This window comes from Micromonospora sp. WMMC273 (assembly GCF_027460285.1).
Lineage (GTDB): Bacteria > Actinomycetota > Actinomycetes > Mycobacteriales > Micromonosporaceae > Micromonospora > Micromonospora aurantiaca.
In genome coordinates, this window is the sequence record NZ_JAPZBE010000001.1 from 2,633,377 (window position 1) to 2,650,866 (window position 17,490).

Here is a 17,490-nt window from a genome sequence, read left to right on the forward strand (position 1 = left end):
GGTTGGCGGTGCGACACGCCGGACGCCGGTGCCGTCAACTTCATGATCGACGGGGAGGGTGGCAGGGTTGTGGTGTGTACCGGGAGTGGGAGGCAGCGGGGGTTCCGGGCGCGGTTCTGTGGAGCAGCGTCTCCGGCGAGGGCGAGACGCGGGTGCTGCCGGACGGGTCCCTCGACCTGCTCTGGTCCAGCCGGTCCGGGCTGCTGGTGGCGGGTCCGGACCGCACGGCGTACCTGTCGCGGTCCGCGCCGGGGGACCGGTGGATCGGGCTGCGCCTGCCGCCGGGGACCGGCCCGGCCGTGTTCGGGGTACCGGCCGAGGAACTGCGGGACTGCCGCGTACCGCTGGCCGACCTGTGGGGCCGCGCCGCCGCCGAGGTGACCGAGCGGGTCGAGGCGGCGCTGGCCGCGCCGATCCGCGGCGACGCACCCGACGCCGTCAGCGCCGCCGATGCCCACGCCGCCTCGGTGCTCACCCGGGTCGCCCGGGACCGGCTGCGCGCGGCCGGCGGCCCCGACCCGGTCGGCGCGCGGGTCGCCGCCCGCCTGGCCGCCGGGGCCACCGTCGCCGCGACCGCCGCCGAGGTCGGCCTCGGCCCGCGCGCCCTGCACCGCCGCAGCCGGGTCCTCTTCGGGTACGGCCCGAAGACGCTGGCCCGCATCCTGCGGATGCGCCGCGCGCTGGACCTGGCCCGCGCCGGTGCGCCGCTCGCCGAGGTGGCGGTGCGCAGCGGGTACGCCGACCAGGCCCACCTGACCCGCGAGGTACGGGATCTGGCCGGGGTGCCGCCGACCCGGCTGCTCTGACCGGTGCGGAGCCGCCCGCAGGCGAGCTGACCGGTCCGGAAGCCGCAGGGCGAGCCGGCCCGCGCCTACTCGGCCGCGGGCAGCGGGGCGAACAGATCCACGCCGTTGCCGTCGGGATCGTGCAGGACCGCGTACCGCTGGCCCCAGAAGGCGTCCCACGGCGGCATCTCGCCGTGGTGCCCGGCGCCGGTCAGCTCGGCGTACCAGCGGTCCACCTCGGCCGGGTCGGCGCACCGGAAGGCCAGGCTCATCCGGTTGTTGCCGCCGGACGGGTCGAACCCGGGATGGAAACTGCGGATCACCTCGACCGTGTCCCAGGCCAGCCGTACCCCGTTCGGCAGGGTGACCTCGACGTGCCCTTCCGTCTCGGCGCCGGGCGGGATCGGCAGCCCCAGCCGCCGGTAGAAGTCGAGCGTGCGGGCCATGTCGGTGACCACGGCCCCGACCAGATCGAACTGCGGTGTCATGCCGGCCACGGTAGGCGCGACCGGCCCGGCCCGTCTTGAACGGATCGGACGGGGGACGAGTGGCCGGTGTGGCCGCGCACCCGGACGTCGAGACGTTACGGTGGGGGACAAGTCCGGCGTGGAGCAATAAAGCTCGCATTCCGGGCGTGCTCCGATGACCGGCGAGGGAAGGAAAGCAGCCGTGACGCATCTGGCCTACCTGGACGCGGGATCCGGCAGTCTCATCGTGCAGGCGGTGGTCGGCGGGGTGGCCGGGGTGGCGGTGGCCGCCAAGCTCTACTGGCGCCGTCTGGTGTCCCGGTTCCGGCGTCAGCCCTCCGACCAGGGTCCGGCGGCGTGACGATCCCCGACACCGGCGTACGCGTCGAGCCCGGCTCCTTCCGCGACCCCGGCAACCGGGTGTTCCACCGGGGCGAGGAGGTGCTGCGCGGACTCGACGAGCGCTCCGCCCGCGACTGGCGGGCGCTGTCCGTCACCGACTTCTTCCGGCAGGCCACCAGGGCCGGGCAGATCGTCGGCACCGAGGAGCTGACCCCGACCCCCGTCGACGCGCCCTGGACCACGGTGCTGCGGCACGAGCGGATCCCGTTCGTCTCGCACCCCTACGAGTGGTCGTACGCCATGCTGCGCGACGCGGCGCTGCTGCACCTGGACGTGCTGCGCGCCGCGCTGGAAGCCGGCTTCACCACCAAGGACGGCTCGGCGTACAACGTGCAGTGGCGCGGCGCCCGGCCGGTCTTCATCGACGTCGGCTCGTTCGAGGCGCTGCGCGACGGCGAACCCTGGGCCGGCTACCGGCAGTTCTGCCAGACGCTGCTCTATCCGCTGCTCATCCAGGCCCACCTCGGGCTGGACTTCCAGCCGTTCCTGCGCGCCCGCGTCGACGGCGTCGAGCCGGACCAGATGCGCCGGCTGTTCGGCGGCACCCGGCGCTGGCGGGCCGGCGTGCCCACCCACGTGCACCTGCACGGCGCCATGCAGGCCCGCAACTCCGCCGCGAGCACCACCGACGTCCGCGCCCAGTTGCGCGCCGCCGGATTCTCCCGCGAGCTGGCGCTGGCCACGGTACGCGGGCTGGCGAAGCTGGTCCGCCGCCTCGACCACCGGCCCGGCGACAGCCACTGGTCGGACTACCAGCGCACCTGCGCGTACTCGGTGCCGGACCGGCAGGCCAAGGAGGAGTTCGTCGACCGGGCGGTGGCCGCCGTCGGTGGCGGCTCGGCGCTGGACCTGGGCGCCAACGACGGCCGGTACGCCCGCATCGCCGCCCGGCACGCCGCGCACGTCGTCGCCGTCGAGCAGGACCCGGCGGTGGTCGACACGCTCTACCGCGCACTGCGCGACGAGAGCGAGACACGGATCCTGCCGCTGGTGATGGACCTGGCCGACCCGTCCCCGGGTGGCGGTTGGCGCGGCGTCGAGCGGGCCGCGTTCGCCGACCGGGCCCGAGCGGACATCGTCCTGGCCCTGGCCGTGGTGCACCACCTCGCGATCGGGCGCAACGTGCCGCTGCCCGAGGTGCTCGACCAGCTCACCGCGCTCACCGCCACCGGCGGCAGCCTGGTGGTGGAGTTCGTCCACCCGGACGACCCGATGGCCCGCCGGCTCCTGGCGAACAAGCCCGACGGCCTGTTCCCGGACTACCGGCGCGACGCCTTCGAGGCGTTGCTCGCCCGCCGGGGCCGGGTGGTCGCCCGCACCGAGCTGCCGTCCGGCACCCGCACGCTCTACCAGGTGGTGGTGGGTGGCTGAGGAGACCCTCGCGCCACCCCGGGACCACGCCGCCGTCCCGGTCCGGCGGGAACGCCGGCAGTGGTGGCGGGCCGAGGCGGCCCGGCTGGCCGAGGTGGTGGCGCTGGTCGGGCTGGTGGTCACCCAGCCGCTGCTCGACGTGCTCGGCCGCAGCCCCGACTTCTTCCTGTTCCACCGCGCCTCCCGGGCCGACGTGCTGCTGCTTGTCGCCCTGATCGCGCTCACCCCGACAGTGCCGTTCGCACTGCTGGGCGCGCTCACGCTGCCCGCCGGACGCCTCACCCGGGCCGCCGTGCACACCGCGTTCGTGGGCCTGCTGCTCGCCGCGCTGGCGGTCCAGGTCGGCCGGCACCTGACACCGCTTCGGGGCGTACCCCTGCTCGTCGTCGCCGGTGTGGCCGGAGCCGCCGGCACGGCCGCCCACCGGCGGTGGCGGGCGCCCCGGCGGGTGCTGCGGGTCGCCGCTGCCGGGCCGCTGGTGTTCGTCGGGCTGTTCCTGTTCGCCTCGCCCGCCTCGGCGGTGGTGCTGCCGCGCGGCGAGGGCGGCGCGGCCGGTGTCGCCGGCGCGGGCGCGCACCCGCCGGTGGTCATGATCGTGCTGGACGAGCTGCCGCTGGTCTCCCTGCTCGGGCCGGACGGCCGCATCGACGCCGAGCGCTACCCGAACTTCGCGGCGCTGGCCGGCGGGTCGACGTGGTACCGCAACGCCACCGGCGTCAGCGGCTGGACGCCCTACGCGCTTCCCGCGATGCTCACCGGGCGCTACCCGGAGCGGGGGGTGGCACCGCACTACTCGCAGTACCCGGACAACCTGTTCACCGCACTCGGCGGCCTCTACCGCATCAAGGCCGAGGAGAGCATCACCCGGCTCTGCCCGCCGAGCCGCTGCGAACAGGCCACCACCCCGGAACAGGGGCTCGGCGTGCTGGTCCGGGAGAGCGGCAAGCTGCTCGGCCGGATCGCCGCGCCGATGGACAGCCGGATCGACCCGGAGGACTCCTACCGCGAGCGGACCGCCGCCGAGGCCGGGCTGGACGCCGCCGAGCCGGTGCCGGACGACCCGAAGTTCCGCTGGGACACCCTCGACGACAACCAGCCGGCCCGGTTCACCTCGTTCCTGGCCGGGCTGCGCCCCGACACCCGGCCCACGCTGCACTTCCTGCACCTGCTGATGCCCCACTCGCCGTGGGCGTACCTGCCGTCCGGGGCGCACTACGCGGCCCCGGAGGACCTGCCGAACGACGGCGCCGGCTGGGTCGACCTGGCCCGCGCCCGGCACCTGGCGCAGCTCGGCTACACCGACCGGCTGATCGGCGAGACGCTGCGGACGCTGCGCGCCACCGGCCTCTACGACAAGGCGCTGGTGGTGGTCACCGCCGACCACGGCGTCAGCTTCCGCCGCGACTGGCAGGGCCGGGGGATGGACGCCATCGACCACGCCGCGAACGAGGTGGCCTGGGTGCCGATGTTCGTCAAGGAACCCGGCCAGCGCGCCGGACGTGTGGACGACCGCAACTGGGAGCACGTCGACCTGCTGCCCACGATCGCCGACGAGACGCACATGCGGGTGCCCTGGCCGATGGACGGCCGGTCGGCGAAGGCCGCGCCGCGCGAGCGGGCCGACAAACGCTTCTACGACCGCCCCGGCCAGCCGGTCACCGTCACCGGCGGCGTGCCCGCCCCGCTCCCACCGCTCCCGGTCGACCGGCTCGTCGGCACCCGCGTCGGTGACGTGCCGGTCGGCGGGACCGCCACGGTGGCGAACCGGGACGCGTTCGACGCGGTCGACCCGGCCGGCGGCGGGCTGCCCGCGATGGTCTGGGGCACCGTGCCGGACGGCGTACCCGACGGCACCCGGCTCGCCGTGGCGGTCAACGGCACCGTCGGCGCGGTGGTGCCCGTGGTGCCGCCGGACGCCGGTGGGCGGCGGTTCGCCGCGCTGCTCGCCGACGACCGTCTGTTCGCCGCCGGCGCCAATCGCCTCGACCTCTACCGGGTGGGCGACGACGGGACGCTGCGGCGGCTCACGCTGTCGTGACGGACCTCCCGAACATGCCCGTGGCCGCGCTCCCATCCGGTTTCCGGACCGGCTGGCCGGGAAACAGGTGACGCACACCTCACCCTCAAACCATGACGAGCGGTGTTCTCCGCGCCGTGATTACGGTAGAAGCGAAGGCAATTCAACGAAGATCTTGCCGGCGAAGCGAGGAACAGATGACGGAAGTCAAGCTCGACCACCCCGGTGGGCAGCTGTCGATGCCGGTGCAGTCCGCGGTTGAGGGCCCCGCCGGGATCGGGGTGAGCAAGCTGCTCAAGGAAACCGGGATGACCACGTACGACCCCGGTTTCGTGAACACCGCGTCCTGCTCGTCCGCCATCACCTACATCGACGGTGATGCCGGCATCCTGCGGTACCGGGGTTACCCGATCGACCAGCTGGCCGAGAAGTCCTCCTTCCTGGAGGTCTCCTACCTGCTGATCTACGGCGAGCTGCCGACCCAGACGCAGCTCACCGAGTTCAGCGAGCGGATCCGGCGGCACTCGCTGCTGCACGAGGAGATGCGCCGCTTCTTCGACGGCTTCCCCCGCGAAGCGCACCCGATGGCCGTGCTCTCCTCGGCCGTCAGCGCCATCTCGACCTTCTACCAGGACAGCCTGGACCCGTTCGACTCCGAGCACGTGGAGATGTCCACGGTGCGGCTGATGGCGAAGGTCCCCACCATCGCCTCGTACGCGTACAAGAAGTCGATCGGGCAGCCGCTGCTGTACCCGGACAACTCGCTGGGCTACGTCGAGAACTTTCTGCGGATGACGTTCGGCGTACCGGCCGAGCCGTACGAGGTCGACCCGGTCGTCGCCCGGGTGCTGGACATGCTGTTCATCCTGCACGCCGACCACGAGCAGAACTGCTCCACCTCGACCGTGCGGCTGGTCGGCTCCAGCAACGCCAACCTGTTCGCCTCGGTCTCGGCCGGCGTGAACGCGCTGTTCGGCCCGCTGCACGGCGGCGCCAACCAGGCCGTGCTGGAGATGCTCCAGAAGATCCAGGCCGACGGCGGCGACGTCCGCTCCTTCGTGCAGAAGGTGAAGGACAAGCAGGACGGCGTGAAGCTGATGGGCTTCGGGCACCGGGTCTACAAGAACTACGACCCGCGCGCCGCCATCGTGAAGAAGGCCGCCCAGGACGTGCTCGGCCGGATGGCCAAGCCGGACCCGCTGCTGGACCTCGCGGTGCAGCTCGAGGAGATCGCGCTCGCCGACGACTTCTTCGTGTCCCGGCGGCTCTACCCGAACGTGGACTTCTACACCGGCCTGATCTACAAGGCCATGGGCTTCCCGACGAAGATGTTCACTGTGCTGTTCGCGCTCGGCCGGCTGCCCGGCTGGATCGCGCAGTGGCGCGAGATGATCAACGACCCGGAGACCAAGATCGGTCGGCCGCGGCAGATCTACACCGGCGCCACCGAGCGGGACTACGTCCCCGCCGCCCAGCGCTGACGCAACCCCGGCGAAAGGCCGCCGCCCCCCACCCGGGGGCCGGCGGCCTTTCCCCTGTCCCGGCGCGCCGCCCTCGCTCCCGCCGATCTTGCACTCGATGCCCGGGTATTCCGGGCACTCCGGACCTCCTGCGGGCACCAAGTGCAAGATCGCGGGGGAGAGGGGCGGGGGAGAGGGGCTAGCGGAGGCCGGCGGCGGTGAGGAGGTTGCCCTCGGGGACGCGCGGGGTGGTGTGGCCGTGTGCCATGCGGTGCTGGGCGCGGGCGGCCGTGAAGGCCGGGTCGCCGGCGATGGCGGCGGCGTACGCGGCGGCCGTACGGGACGCGATCGCCGCCCAGCCGTACTGCTCGTGCACCATCGCGCGGGCCCGCCGGGCGAGCGCACGCGCCCGGTCCCGGTCGGACAGCAGCGTGTGCACCGCCTCGGCGAGGCCGTCCGGGTCGTGCGGGGCGAACGTCATCCCCGTGACGCCCGGTTCGACGATCTCGGCCAGCCCGCCGGTACGGGCCACGGCGAGCGGCGCGCCCGCGGCGGCCCCCTCCAGCGCCACCATGCCGAACGGCTCATAGATGCTCGGCACCGCGAAGCAGTCCGAGGCGGCCATCACGGCCGGCAGGTCGGTGCCGCCGAGGAACCCGGGCATGCTCACCGTGGCGCCGAGCCCGAGGCGGTGCACCTCGGCCTCCAGGTCCGCCTTGTACGGCCCGTCGCCGACGATCACCGCGCGCAGCCCGGGGTGCCGGTCGCGCAGCCGGGGCAGCCCGGCCAGCAGGTGCTGCACGCCCTTCTCGTACACCAGGCGGCCGGCGAACGTGACCAGCGGGCCGTCGGCGGCGAACCGGGCCCGGGCGGCGGCGACCGCCGACGCGGGCACCCGCCAGCGGTGCGGCTCGACGCCGTTGGGCACCACGTCGACCCGGGCGGCGTCCACACCGAACAGCGCGCCCACCTCGTCGCGCATGTAGCCGGAGCAGACGATCACCCGGCCGGACTCGCCGGCGAGCCAGTGTTCGACGCCGTGGATGGTGCGGTTCATCTCCTCGGGCAGCCAGCCCTGGTGCCGGCCCGCCTCGGTGGCGTGGATGGTGCTGACCAGCGGCACGTCCAGGTGCTCGCGCAGCGTCATCGCGGTGTGCGCGACGAGCCAGTCGTGGGCGTGGATCACGTCGTACGAGCCGGCGGAGGCGGCGCGCAGCGCGGCCCGGGTCAGTGTGTGGTTGAACGCCATCGTCCAGGCCAGCAGCGAGCCGGTGGCGAGGGGAAAGGTGACCGGGTCCTCGGCGGCGCGGACGACGCGCACGCCGTCGGCGTACTCCTCCAGGGGAGCGCCCTCGGCGTGGCGGGTGACGACTGTGACCTCGTGCCCGGCGGCGGCCAGGGCGACGGACAGCGCGTGCACGTGGCGGCCGAGCCCGCCGACGAGCACCGGCGGGTACTCCCACGACAGCATCAGGATGCGCCGGGTCCGGGGCGCGGACCCGGCCGGCGACGGGGGCGCCGGGCGGGAGGTGAGGGTGGGCCGGTGGAGCCGGTCCGTCGCGGTGGCGGGCTGAGCGCCGACCCGCAGAGTGGTCACGTGGATCTCCGTCCATGCATGGTGAGGCACGCCGGCATCGGTGGCGGCGACGAGCGGTGGTGGTGAGGGGTGGCCGAACGGCCGGGCGGGCCCGCGCGCGCGTGGGCCCGGATCCAGGAAAGTCCATCCGCCGCCGGTCCGCATCTCGAAAAGGGCGATCGTGACGGATGACACCCGAACGTCTATCCGTTCGCACGAGGGCGGATTCGGTTACGGTCCGAACGGGTGGATTGACGGCGGGTACGACTGGGCATCACCGGCGTGCGCATCGGCGGTTCCCCCTGTCCGGTGCGCTCACGATCATGGGCCGAAGGAGCGACATGCAGGTCTGGCCGGGCGAGAGCTACCCCCTCGGCGCCACGTACGACGGGATGGGCACCAACTTCGCGATCTTCTCCGAGGTGGCGGAGAAGATCGAGCTGTGCCTGTTCGACGAGTGGGACATCGGCACCGAGCGCCGGGTGGAGCTGCGCGAGGTCGACGCGTACGTCTGGCACGCCTACATCCCCGGCGTCGAGCCCGGCCAGCGCTACGGCTACCGGGTGCACGGGCCGTGGAACCCGGCCGAGGGGCTGCGCTGCAACCCGCACAAGCTGCTGCTCGACCCGTACGCGAAGGCGGTCGACGGGGAGGTCACCTGGCACCCGTCGGTCTACGACTACGAGGTCGGCGGCGACCCGGACCGGATGAACACCGAGGACTCGGCGCCGTACATGCCGAAGTCGGTGGTGGTGAACCCGTACTTCGACTGGGGCAACGACCGGCCGCCGCGCACCCCGTACCACCATTCGGTGATCTACGAGGCGCACGTGCGGGGCCTGACCATGCGCCACCCGGGCATCCCGGAGGAACTGCGCGGCACGTACGCGGCGATCGCCTCACCGGTGATGATCGAGCACTTCAAGCGCCTCGGCGTGACGGCGGTGGAGCTGATGCCGGTGCACGAGTTCGTGCACGACCACCGCCTGGCCGACCTGGGGCTGCGCAACTACTGGGGCTACAACACCATCGGGTTCTTCGCCCCGCACCACGGCTACTCCGCGCTGGGCCGCCTGGGCCAGCAGGTGCAGGAGTTCCGGGGCATGGTCAAGGCGCTGCACGCCGCCGGCATCGAGGTCATCCTCGACGTGGTCTACAACCACACCGCCGAGGGCAACCACCTCGGCCCGTCGCTGAGCTTCAAGGGCATCGACACCCCGAGCTACTACCGGCTCTCCGAGGACGACAGGCGCTACTTCGTCGACTACACCGGCACCGGCAACAGCCTCAACGTGCGCAGCCCGCACTCCCTGCAACTGATCATGGATTCGCTGCGCTACTGGGTGACCGAGATGCACGTCGACGGCTTCCGGTTCGACCTGGCCGCCACGCTGGCCCGCGAGTTCTACGAGGTGGACCGCCTGTCCACGTTCTTCGAGGTGGTGCAGCAGGATCCGGTGGTCGGCCGGGTCAAGCTCATCGCCGAACCGTGGGACGTCGGCCCCGGCGGCTACCAGGTCGGCAACTTCCCGCCGCAGTGGACCGAGTGGAACGGCAAGTACCGCGACACCGTCCGCGACTTCTGGCGCGGCGAGCCGGCCACGCTCGCCGAGTTCGCCTCCCGCATCTCCGGCTCCGCCGACCTCTACCAGGACGACGGCCGCCGCCCGTTCCACAGCATCAACTTCGTCACCTGCCACGACGGGTTCACGCTCACCGACCTGGTCTCCTACAACGACAAGCACAACGAGGCGAACGGCGAGGACAACCGGGACGGGGAGAGCCACAACCGGTCCTGGAACTGCGGCGTCGAGGGGGAGACCGACGATCCCGGTGTACGCGCGCTGCGCGCCCGGCAGCGGCGCAACTTCCTGGCCACGCTGATGCTGTCCCAGGGCGTGCCGATGCTCGGCCACGGCGACGAGCTGGGCCGCACCCAGCGCGGCAACAACAACGCCTACTGCCAGGACAGCGAGATCGCCTGGGTGGACTGGGACCGGGCCGACGACGAGCTGCTGGACTTCGTCCGCCGGCTCACCGAGTTCCGCAACCGGCATCAGGTGTTCCGCCGCCGCCGGTTCTTCACCGGCCTGCCGGTGGGCGGCCGGGCCGCCGGTTCCGGGCTGCCCGACCTGGCCTGGTACACCCCGGACGGCCGGGAGATGACCGGCGAGGACTGGGGCAACGACTTCGGCCGCTCGGTGGCCCTGTTCGTCAACGGCGACGGCATCGGCGAGCGCGGCCAGTACGGCCAGCGCCACCGGGACGACTCGTTCCTGCTGCTGTTCAACGCGCACGACGCGCCGCTGGACTTCACGCTGCCCGGCGAGGAGTTCGGCACCCGGTGGGAGCTGGTGATCAGCACCGCGGAACCCGATCCGGAGAAGACGATGCTCGTCGAGGCGGGCGGCACGGTCTGCGTGCCGGACCGCTCGCTGCTGGTCCTGGAGAGGACGGCCTGACCGATGCCCGCCACCCCCCGCTCGACGTACCGGGTCCAGGTGCGTCCCGGCTTCGACCTGGACGCCACGGCCGAGCTGGCGGGCTACCTCGCCGCGCTCGGCGTCACCCACCTCTACACCGCGCCCCTGCTCACCGCCACCCCCGGCTCCACGCACGGCTACGACGTCGTCGACCACCGCGAAGTCAACCCGCAGCTCGGCGGCGAGGCCGCCCGGGCGCGGCTGGTCCGGGCGTTGCGCGCGGCCGGGCTGGGTTTGGTCGTGGACATCGTGCCCAACCACGCCGGGGTGGCCCGGCCGGAGGCCAACCCGGCCTGGTGGGACGTGCTGCGGCGGGGACGCGAATCGGTGTACGCGCGCTGGTTCGACATCGACTGGGACCGCGGGCGGCTGCTGCTGCCGGTGCTCGCCGACACCGCCGACGCGCTCGACGACCTGAAGCTCGTCGACGGGGAACTCCGCTACCACGAGCACCGCTTCCCGGTCGCCGACGGCACCGGCGACGGCACGCCCCGCCAGGTGCACGACCGGCAGCACTACGAGCTGGTGAACTGGCGGCGCGGCGACGCCGAGCTGACGTACCGCCGGTTCTTCGCCGTGTCCGACCTGGCCGGCCTGCGGGTGGAGGACCCGGAGGTCTTCGACGCCACCCACGCGGAGATCCTGCGCTGGGTCGACGCCGGGGTGGTCGACGGCATCCGCGTCGACCACCCGGACGGGCTGCGCGACCCGGCCGGCTACCTGGCCCGGTTGCGCGCCGCCGCACCGGCGAGCTGGCTGGTGGTGGAGAAGATCCTGGAGTACGGCGAGGACCTGCCGGACTGGCCGGTCGACGGCACCACCGGCTACGACGCGCTGGCCGCCGTGTCCGGGCTGTTCGTCGACCCGGACGCCGAACCGGAGTTCACCACGCTCGACGGCCGGCTGACCGGGCGGCACACCTCCTGGCCGGACCTGACGCACGCCACCAAGCTGGAGGCCGCCACCCGGCTGCTCGCCGCCGAGCTGACCCGGCTGACCGCGCTCGTGCCGGAGCTGCCGGGCGAGCAGGTCCGCGCGGCCCTGGCCGAGTTGGCCGCCTGCTTCCCGGTCTACCGTGGCTATCCGCCCTCCGGCGCCCGGCACCTGGCCGCCGCCCGCAGCGAGGCGGGCCGCCGCCGCCCCGACCTGACCGGCGTACTCGACCAGGTCACCGCCCGGCTGCGCGACCCCGGCCACGAGCTGGCCGCCCGGTTCCCGCAGCTGACCGGCGCGGTGATGGCCAAGGGCGTGGAGGACACCGCGTACTACAGGTGGAGCCGGTTCGTCGCCCTCAACGAGGTCGGCGGCAGCCCGGCCCACTTCGGTGTGCCCCCGGCCGAGCTGCACCGGTTCGCCGCCAGCCGGCACGTGCGCTGGCCGGCGAGCATGACCGCGCTGTCCACCCACGACACCAAGCGCGGCGAGGACGTCCGCGCCCGCCTCGCGGTGCTGTCCGAGCTGCCCGGCCGCTGGGCCGAGCGGGTCGCCGACTGGATGTCGCGCGCGCCGCTGGCCGACCCCGCGCTGGCCCACCTGCTCTGGCAGACCGCCGTCGGGGCGTGGCCGATCGAACGGGAGAGACTGCACGGGTACGCCGGGAAGGCCGCCCGGGAGGCGTCGGTCACCACGAGCTGGGCCGATCCGGACCCGGCCTTCGAGCACGAGATGCACGCCCTGGTCGACCGGATGTACGACGACCCGGAACTGCACGCCCAGATCACCGCGTTCGCCGCCGAGATCACCCCGCCCGGCTGGTCGAACGCGCTGGGGCAGAAGCTGGTGCAGCTCGCCATGCCCGGCGTGCCCGACGTCTACCAGGGCACCGAGCTGTGGGAGAACTCGCTCGTCGACCCGGACAACAGGCGGCCTGTCGACTTCGCCGTACGCCGGGACCTGCTGGCCCGGCTCGACGCCGGCTGGCGGCCCGCGGTGGCCGCCGACGGCGCGGCCAAGCTGCTGGTGGTGTCCCGGACGCTGCGGCTGCGCCGCGACCGCCCGGACCTGTTCGGCGGCTACCGGCCGGTGCCGGCGCGCGGCCCGGCCGCCGCGCACGCGGTGGCCTTCGACCGTGGTGGCGCGGTCGCGGTGGCGACCCGGCTGCCGCTGCGGCTGGCCCGTTCCGGCGGCTGGCGGGACACGGCGCTGTCACTTCCCGTTCACGAGTGCACCGACTTGTTCACCGGGCGGGTCTACAGTGGTTCTGAGCTGCTCCTTCATGATCTGCTGAGCACCTATCCCGTCGCCCTCCTCGCACCCACCGACTCAGTGGAGGCCGCCGCATGACCGAGTTCACGGTGTGGGCGCCCGAGGCCGCCCGGGTGCGGCTGCGCCTTTCCGGTGCGGCCGACCACGCGATGCGTCAGGGGCCGGACGGCTGGTGGCGGGTCGAGGTGCCCGATGCCGGGCCCGGCACCGACTACGCGTTCCTGCTCGACGACGACGAGCAGGCCCTGCCCGACCCCCGCTCGGCCTGGCAGCCGGCCGGGGTGCACGGGCCCAGCCGGCTCTACGACCACGCCGCGTTCGGCTGGACCGACTCCGCCTGGACCGGCCGGCAACTGCCCGGCAGCGTGCTGTACGAGCTGCACATCGGCACGTTCACACCCGAGGGCACGTTCGACGGTGCGATCGCCAAGCTCGACCACCTCGTCGACCTCGGCGTGGACATGGTCGAGCTGCTGCCCGTCAACTCGTTCAACGGCGAGTACAACTGGGGCTACGACGGTGTCTGCTGGTACGCCCCGCACGAGCCGTACGGCGGCCCGGACGGCCTGAAACGGTTCGTCGACGCCGCCCACGCCAAGGGCCTGGGGGTGATCCTCGACGTCGTCTACAACCATTTCGGGCCCTCCGGGGCCTACGCGCCGCGGTTCGCGCCGTACCTCACCGAGCAGAGCAACACCTGGGGCCGCACCGTCAACCTGGACGGCCCGCACTCCGACGGGGTACGCCGCTACATCGCCGACAGCGTGCTGGGCTGGCTGCGCGACTACCACGTCGACGGGCTGCGGCTGGACGCCGTGCACGCCATGCCCGACGGCCGGGCCGTGCACTGGCTGGAGGAGGTCGCCGCCGAGGTCGAGGCGCTGTCCACGCACCTCGGGCGGCCGCTGTCACTGGTCGCCGAGAGCGACCTCAACGACCCGCGCCTGATCACGCCCCGCGAGGCGGGCGGCTACGGCCTGCACGCCCAGTGGAACGACGACGCCCACCACGCGCTGCACACGCTGCTCACCGGCGAACGGCAGGGCTACTACGGCGACTTCGGCTCCCTGGAGTGCCTCACCGACGTGCTGACCGGCGGGTTCTTCCACGCCGGCACCTGGTCCAGCTTCCGGGGCCGCAGCCACGGCCGCCCGGTCGACAGGCAGCGCACACCCGGCCACCGCTTCGTGGCGTACCTGCAGAACCACGACCAGATCGGCAACCGGGCCACCGGCGACCGGATCTCCGCCACCCTGTCGCCCGGCCTGCTGCGCGTCGGCGCGACGCTGCTGATGACCGCGCCGTTCACGCCGATGCTGTTCATGGGGGAGGAGTGGGCGGCCTCCACGCCGTGGCAGTTCTTCACCAGCCACCCCGAGCCGGAACTCGCCGTGGCGGTCGCCACCGGCCGCAGACGCGAGTTCGCCGACCACGGCTGGGCCACCGAGGACGTGCCCGACCCGCAGGACCCGCAGACGTTCCTGCGGTCCCGGCTGGACTGGGCCGAGCTGGACAAGCCGGAACACCGCGAGACGTACGACCTCTACCGGCGGCTGATCGCGCTGCGCCGTTCCCGGGCCGACCTGTCCGACCCCCGGCTGGACCGGGTCGACGTCCGCCACGGCGACCGGTTCCTGGTGATGCGGCGCGGCGACACGCTCGTGGTGGCGAACCTGGCCGGCCGGGCGCAGCGGATCAACCTGCCCGGCGTGGTACGCCGGGTGCTACTCGCCACCTCCGAGGGCGTCACCGTGATGCGCGACGGCATCGAGCTGCCGCCGGAGAGCGCGGCGATCGTGGCGCTCTGAGCGCTCACCGGTGAAGTTTGCGCCGTACCGCCTCGGCGTCGGCGTGACCGAGTTCCTCGTACAACGCGAGTGACCGCCGCCAGGCGTCCCGGGCCGCGTCCGGCCGCCCGGCCGCGGCCCACGTGTCGCCGAGGTGGTCCAGCACGATGCCCTCGGCATGCCGGTCGCCGATCTCGGCGAACAGGGCGAGGGCCTGGTGGAAACAGTCGACCGCCTGGTCGTACTCGCCGAGGTGGTGGTGGGCGAAGCCGATGCTGTCCCACGTGTTCGCCTGCCCGTACGCGCTCCCGGCCTGCTCGGACAGGGCGAGCGCACGGCGGCAGAACGTGATCGCGTCGTGGTGCTCGCCGAGCTGCGAGTGGTACCAGCCGATCGCGTTGAGCGCGACCGCCTGCTTGAGCGGGCTCCCGACCCGTTCGTAGAGGGCGAGGCTCCGCCGGGCGTGCGGCAGGGCCTCCCGGGGCTGCCGTTGCCGGTCGTGCAGCATGCTGAGGTCGAAGTGGGTGTGCGCCCGTCCCTCGTCGTCGCCCAGGGCGGCGAACAGGTCCAGCGCGGCGAGCAGGTTGCGCTGCGCCTCGGCGTACCGGCCCAGGTTGGAGCAGGCCCCGGCGAGGAGCCGGTGCGCCTGCGCCTGCGCCGGGCGGTCACCCGAGCGTCCGGTCGCCTCGACCGCCCGGCGGGCCACAGTGGCCCAGTCGTGCCAGTGGCCCTGCCTGTCGAAGTACGTGGCCAGGGTCCACGAGAGCTGCCCGGCCGCGGCGTCGAGGCCGTTGCCGGCCGCGTACTCGATGGTCGCCATGAGCACGTGGTGCTCGCGGGTGAACCAGGCCAGCGCCGCCGCCAGGTCGTCGAGCCGTTCGACGGTAACCCCCGGCGCGGCGGGGGCCAGGGTCAGCGGGTCGCGCTGCGGTGACAGCAGCAGCGCGGCCGCGTGTGCCGTGTGCAGGTGGTGGTCGACCAGCCGGCACAGCGCGGGCCGGGGACCGGCGCGGTCACCTGTCGCCCGCTCGACCGCGAAACTCCGGACCAGGTCGTGCATGCGGTACCGGCCCGCGACGTGCTCCTGCACGAGATGCGCGTCGACCAGCTCGCGCAGCGACGGGCGCAGCTCGTCCGGCGTACGGGCGGTCAGGCTTGCCACCGCGTCCCGGCTGATGTCCGGGCCGGGGGCGAGGCCGAGCAGCGTGAACACGTCCGCCGCGGCCGGCGTGAGTGCCGCGAGCGAGCGGGACAGCACCACGCGCAGGTTCGTCGTCGGCTCGTCGCCGGCCAGCGCGTCCAGCGGGTGGACCGCCGTGGTCAGCTCCGCCGCGACCGACGACAGCGGGAGGTCTGGGTGAAGCGCCGCACGGGCCGCCACGATCCCGAGCGCCAGCGGCAGACCCCCGCAGAAGCGCAGGATGTCCGCGACGGCGTCCGGGTGTCCCGCCACCCGTGCGGCACCCACCTGCCGGACGATCAGCTCGTGGGCCTCGTCGTCGGGCAGCACGTCCAGCGGCAGCGGTCGGGCGCCGTGGGTGGTGACGAGGCCGGCCAGCTGCCGGCGGCTGGTCACCAGGACGGCGCTCGTGGGCGTGCCGGGCAGCAGCGGGACAACGGTGGCGGCGTCGCGGGCGTCGTCGAGGACGATCAGCAGCCGGCGGCCGGCGACGAGCGTCCGGTACAGCGACGCCTGGGCCTCCGGATCGGCCGGGACGCGTGCCGGTTCGACGCCGAGCGCCTCGAGGAAGCCGCGCACGGCCACCGGCCAACCGACCGGGTCCCCGGTCGGGTCGAAGCCGCGCAGGTTGACGTAGAGCTGCCCGTCGGGGAAGCGGCCGGCGTTGGCGTGCGCCCAGCGCAGCGCCAGCCAGGTCTTGCCGACGCCCCCGCCGCCGATGGACGAGATCACCACCGGCGATCCGGCGCCGTCCGGGTGGCCCGCGTCGGCGAGTTGTTCGTCGAGGCGCGCGAGCTGGGCGGTACGGCCGGCGAAGACCCCTGGTGACGCGGGTAGCTGCCGGGGCGCGGTGCCCGCATCCCGTGCCGTGCCGGGCGACCGGTCGGTGGCCGGCGTGCCCGGTTCCCCGTCTGCCGGGAGGTCCGGCGGCGCGATCGCCGCGTCGGCGGTGAGGATCTGCTGATAGAGCTGTGCCAGCGGCGGGCTGGGGTCGGCGCCGATCTCGGCGGCCAGCCTCCGGCGCAGCCGGTGGAAGTGCTCCAGCGCGTCGGCCTGCCGCCCGCACCGGTAGAGCGCGAGCATCGCCTGCGCCGCCAGGCGCTCGTCCCACGGGTACCGGCCGCTCAGATCCAGGACGTCGGGGAGGAGACGGGCATGTGTGCCCCGGCGCAGCGCGATGTCGTTGCGGTCCAGTGCGGCCGCGAGTCGCTGCCGGTCGAGGGTCTGCCGGTAGGCCGCCAGCCACGGCGTGGCCAGCCCGTCGAACGCCTCGCCGCGCCAGAGTCCGAGCGCCCGCTCCAGAGCGCTGATCGCCGTCGTGTCGTCCTCGGCGCGCCGGGCCTGCTCGGTCAGCGCGCGGAAGCGGTGCAGGTCGACGCGGTCCGGGTCGACGGCGAGCAGGTAGCCGGGATGACGCCGGACGATGCGGACGTCGTCCGTGCCGGCCAGCGCGTGCCGCAGCCGCGACAGGTAGCCACGCAGGGTTGCGGTGGCCCCGTCCGGCACCTCGTCGCCCCAGACCCGGCTGATGAGCTGTCCGGTCGCGACGACCCGGTTGGGCTCGACCAGCAGGGCGGCGAGGACGCACTGCTGACGGGCGTGACCGACCCGGACCGCCCGGCCGTCGACCCGGACGTCCAGGTCGCCGAGCACCCGGAACTCCACCGCCACGGACTGTCACGCTAGCCCCGGGTGGTGCTGGCCGGACCGGGCGTGACGACGATCCGACAGGTGGCGGCGCGACGGTCCGCGCTCCC

General features: G+C 73.6%; 11 protein-coding genes. 8 read left to right on the forward strand and 3 right to left on the reverse strand.

Annotation, left to right across the window (positions count from 1 at the left end; translation table 11 throughout):
- Positions 1–74: 74 nt before the first annotated feature.
- Positions 75–806, forward strand: coding sequence for a helix-turn-helix transcriptional regulator (locus tag O7611_RS12205; RefSeq protein ID WP_194801672.1), 732 nt, complete (start codon positions 75–77; stop codon positions 804–806).
- A gap of 65 nt (positions 807–871) precedes the next feature.
- On the opposite strand, the gene O7611_RS12210 is transcribed toward O7611_RS12205, so the two are convergent.
- Positions 872–1,273, reverse strand: a complete 402-nt coding sequence (locus O7611_RS12210; RefSeq protein WP_194801671.1) for a VOC family protein — start codon at positions 1,271–1,273, stop codon at positions 872–874.
- A 181-nt stretch (positions 1,274–1,454) separates the two neighbouring features.
- Between O7611_RS12210 and O7611_RS12215 the strand changes: the two genes are divergently transcribed.
- From O7611_RS12215 to O7611_RS12230, 4 genes are all read left to right on the forward strand, one after another.
- Positions 1,455–1,613 carry a hypothetical protein gene (locus O7611_RS12215; RefSeq protein WP_013286005.1) on the forward strand — a complete coding sequence of 53 codons (159 nt, stop codon included), beginning with the start codon at positions 1,455–1,457 and terminating at the stop codon, positions 1,611–1,613.
- Positions 1,610–3,025 (forward strand): methyltransferase domain-containing protein, encoded by a 1,416-nt coding sequence (locus O7611_RS12220; protein ID WP_194801670.1) that lies wholly within the window; start codon positions 1,610–1,612, stop codon positions 3,023–3,025. Before O7611_RS12215 ends, O7611_RS12220 begins: the two co-directional genes overlap by 4 nt.
- Entirely contained in the window at positions 3,018–5,063 is a 2,046-nt protein-coding gene (locus tag O7611_RS12225; protein WP_269696857.1) for a sulfatase-like hydrolase/transferase, read from the forward strand. Before O7611_RS12220 ends, O7611_RS12225 begins: the two co-directional genes overlap by 8 nt.
- 176 nt (positions 5,064–5,239) lie before the next feature.
- On the forward strand, positions 5,240–6,523 hold the full coding sequence (locus O7611_RS12230; protein ID WP_194801668.1) for a citrate synthase: 1,284 nt from the start codon (positions 5,240–5,242) through the stop codon (positions 6,521–6,523).
- Positions 6,524–6,701: 178 nt separating this feature from the next.
- Here the strand turns inward: O7611_RS12230 and O7611_RS12235 are convergent, their stop codons facing one another.
- The gene (locus O7611_RS12235) at positions 6,702–8,099 is read right to left on the reverse strand and encodes a glycosyltransferase family 4 protein (protein WP_269696858.1); all 1,398 of its coding nucleotides are present in this window, start codon (positions 8,097–8,099) and stop codon (positions 6,702–6,704) included.
- Between the two features lie 320 nt (positions 8,100–8,419).
- Here O7611_RS12235 and glgX point away from each other — a divergent pair, with 320 nt between their 5' ends.
- Genes glgX through treZ form a run of 3 tightly spaced genes read left to right on the forward strand, consistent with a single transcriptional unit; the run spans position 8,420 to position 14,574 of the window.
- Entirely contained in the window at positions 8,420–10,540 is a 2,121-nt protein-coding gene (glgX, locus tag O7611_RS12240) for a glycogen debranching protein GlgX (RefSeq protein ID WP_194801666.1), read from the forward strand.
- Positions 10,541–10,543: 3 nt separating this feature from the next.
- Positions 10,544–12,844, forward strand: coding sequence for a malto-oligosyltrehalose synthase (gene treY / locus O7611_RS12245; RefSeq protein ID WP_269696859.1), 2,301 nt, complete (start codon positions 10,544–10,546; stop codon positions 12,842–12,844).
- Positions 12,841–14,574, forward strand: a complete 1,734-nt coding sequence (treZ, locus tag O7611_RS12250) for a malto-oligosyltrehalose trehalohydrolase (protein ID WP_194801664.1) — start codon at positions 12,841–12,843, stop codon at positions 14,572–14,574. The genes treY and treZ overlap by 4 nt, the downstream gene beginning before the upstream one ends.
- A 4-nt stretch (positions 14,575–14,578) precedes the next feature.
- On the opposite strand, the gene O7611_RS12255 is transcribed toward treZ, so the two are convergent.
- Positions 14,579–17,404: an AfsR/SARP family transcriptional regulator gene (locus tag O7611_RS12255; RefSeq protein WP_269696860.1), complete on the reverse strand. Its 2,826-nt coding sequence runs from the start codon at positions 17,402–17,404 to the stop codon at positions 14,579–14,581.
- Positions 17,405–17,490 lie beyond the last annotated feature (86 nt).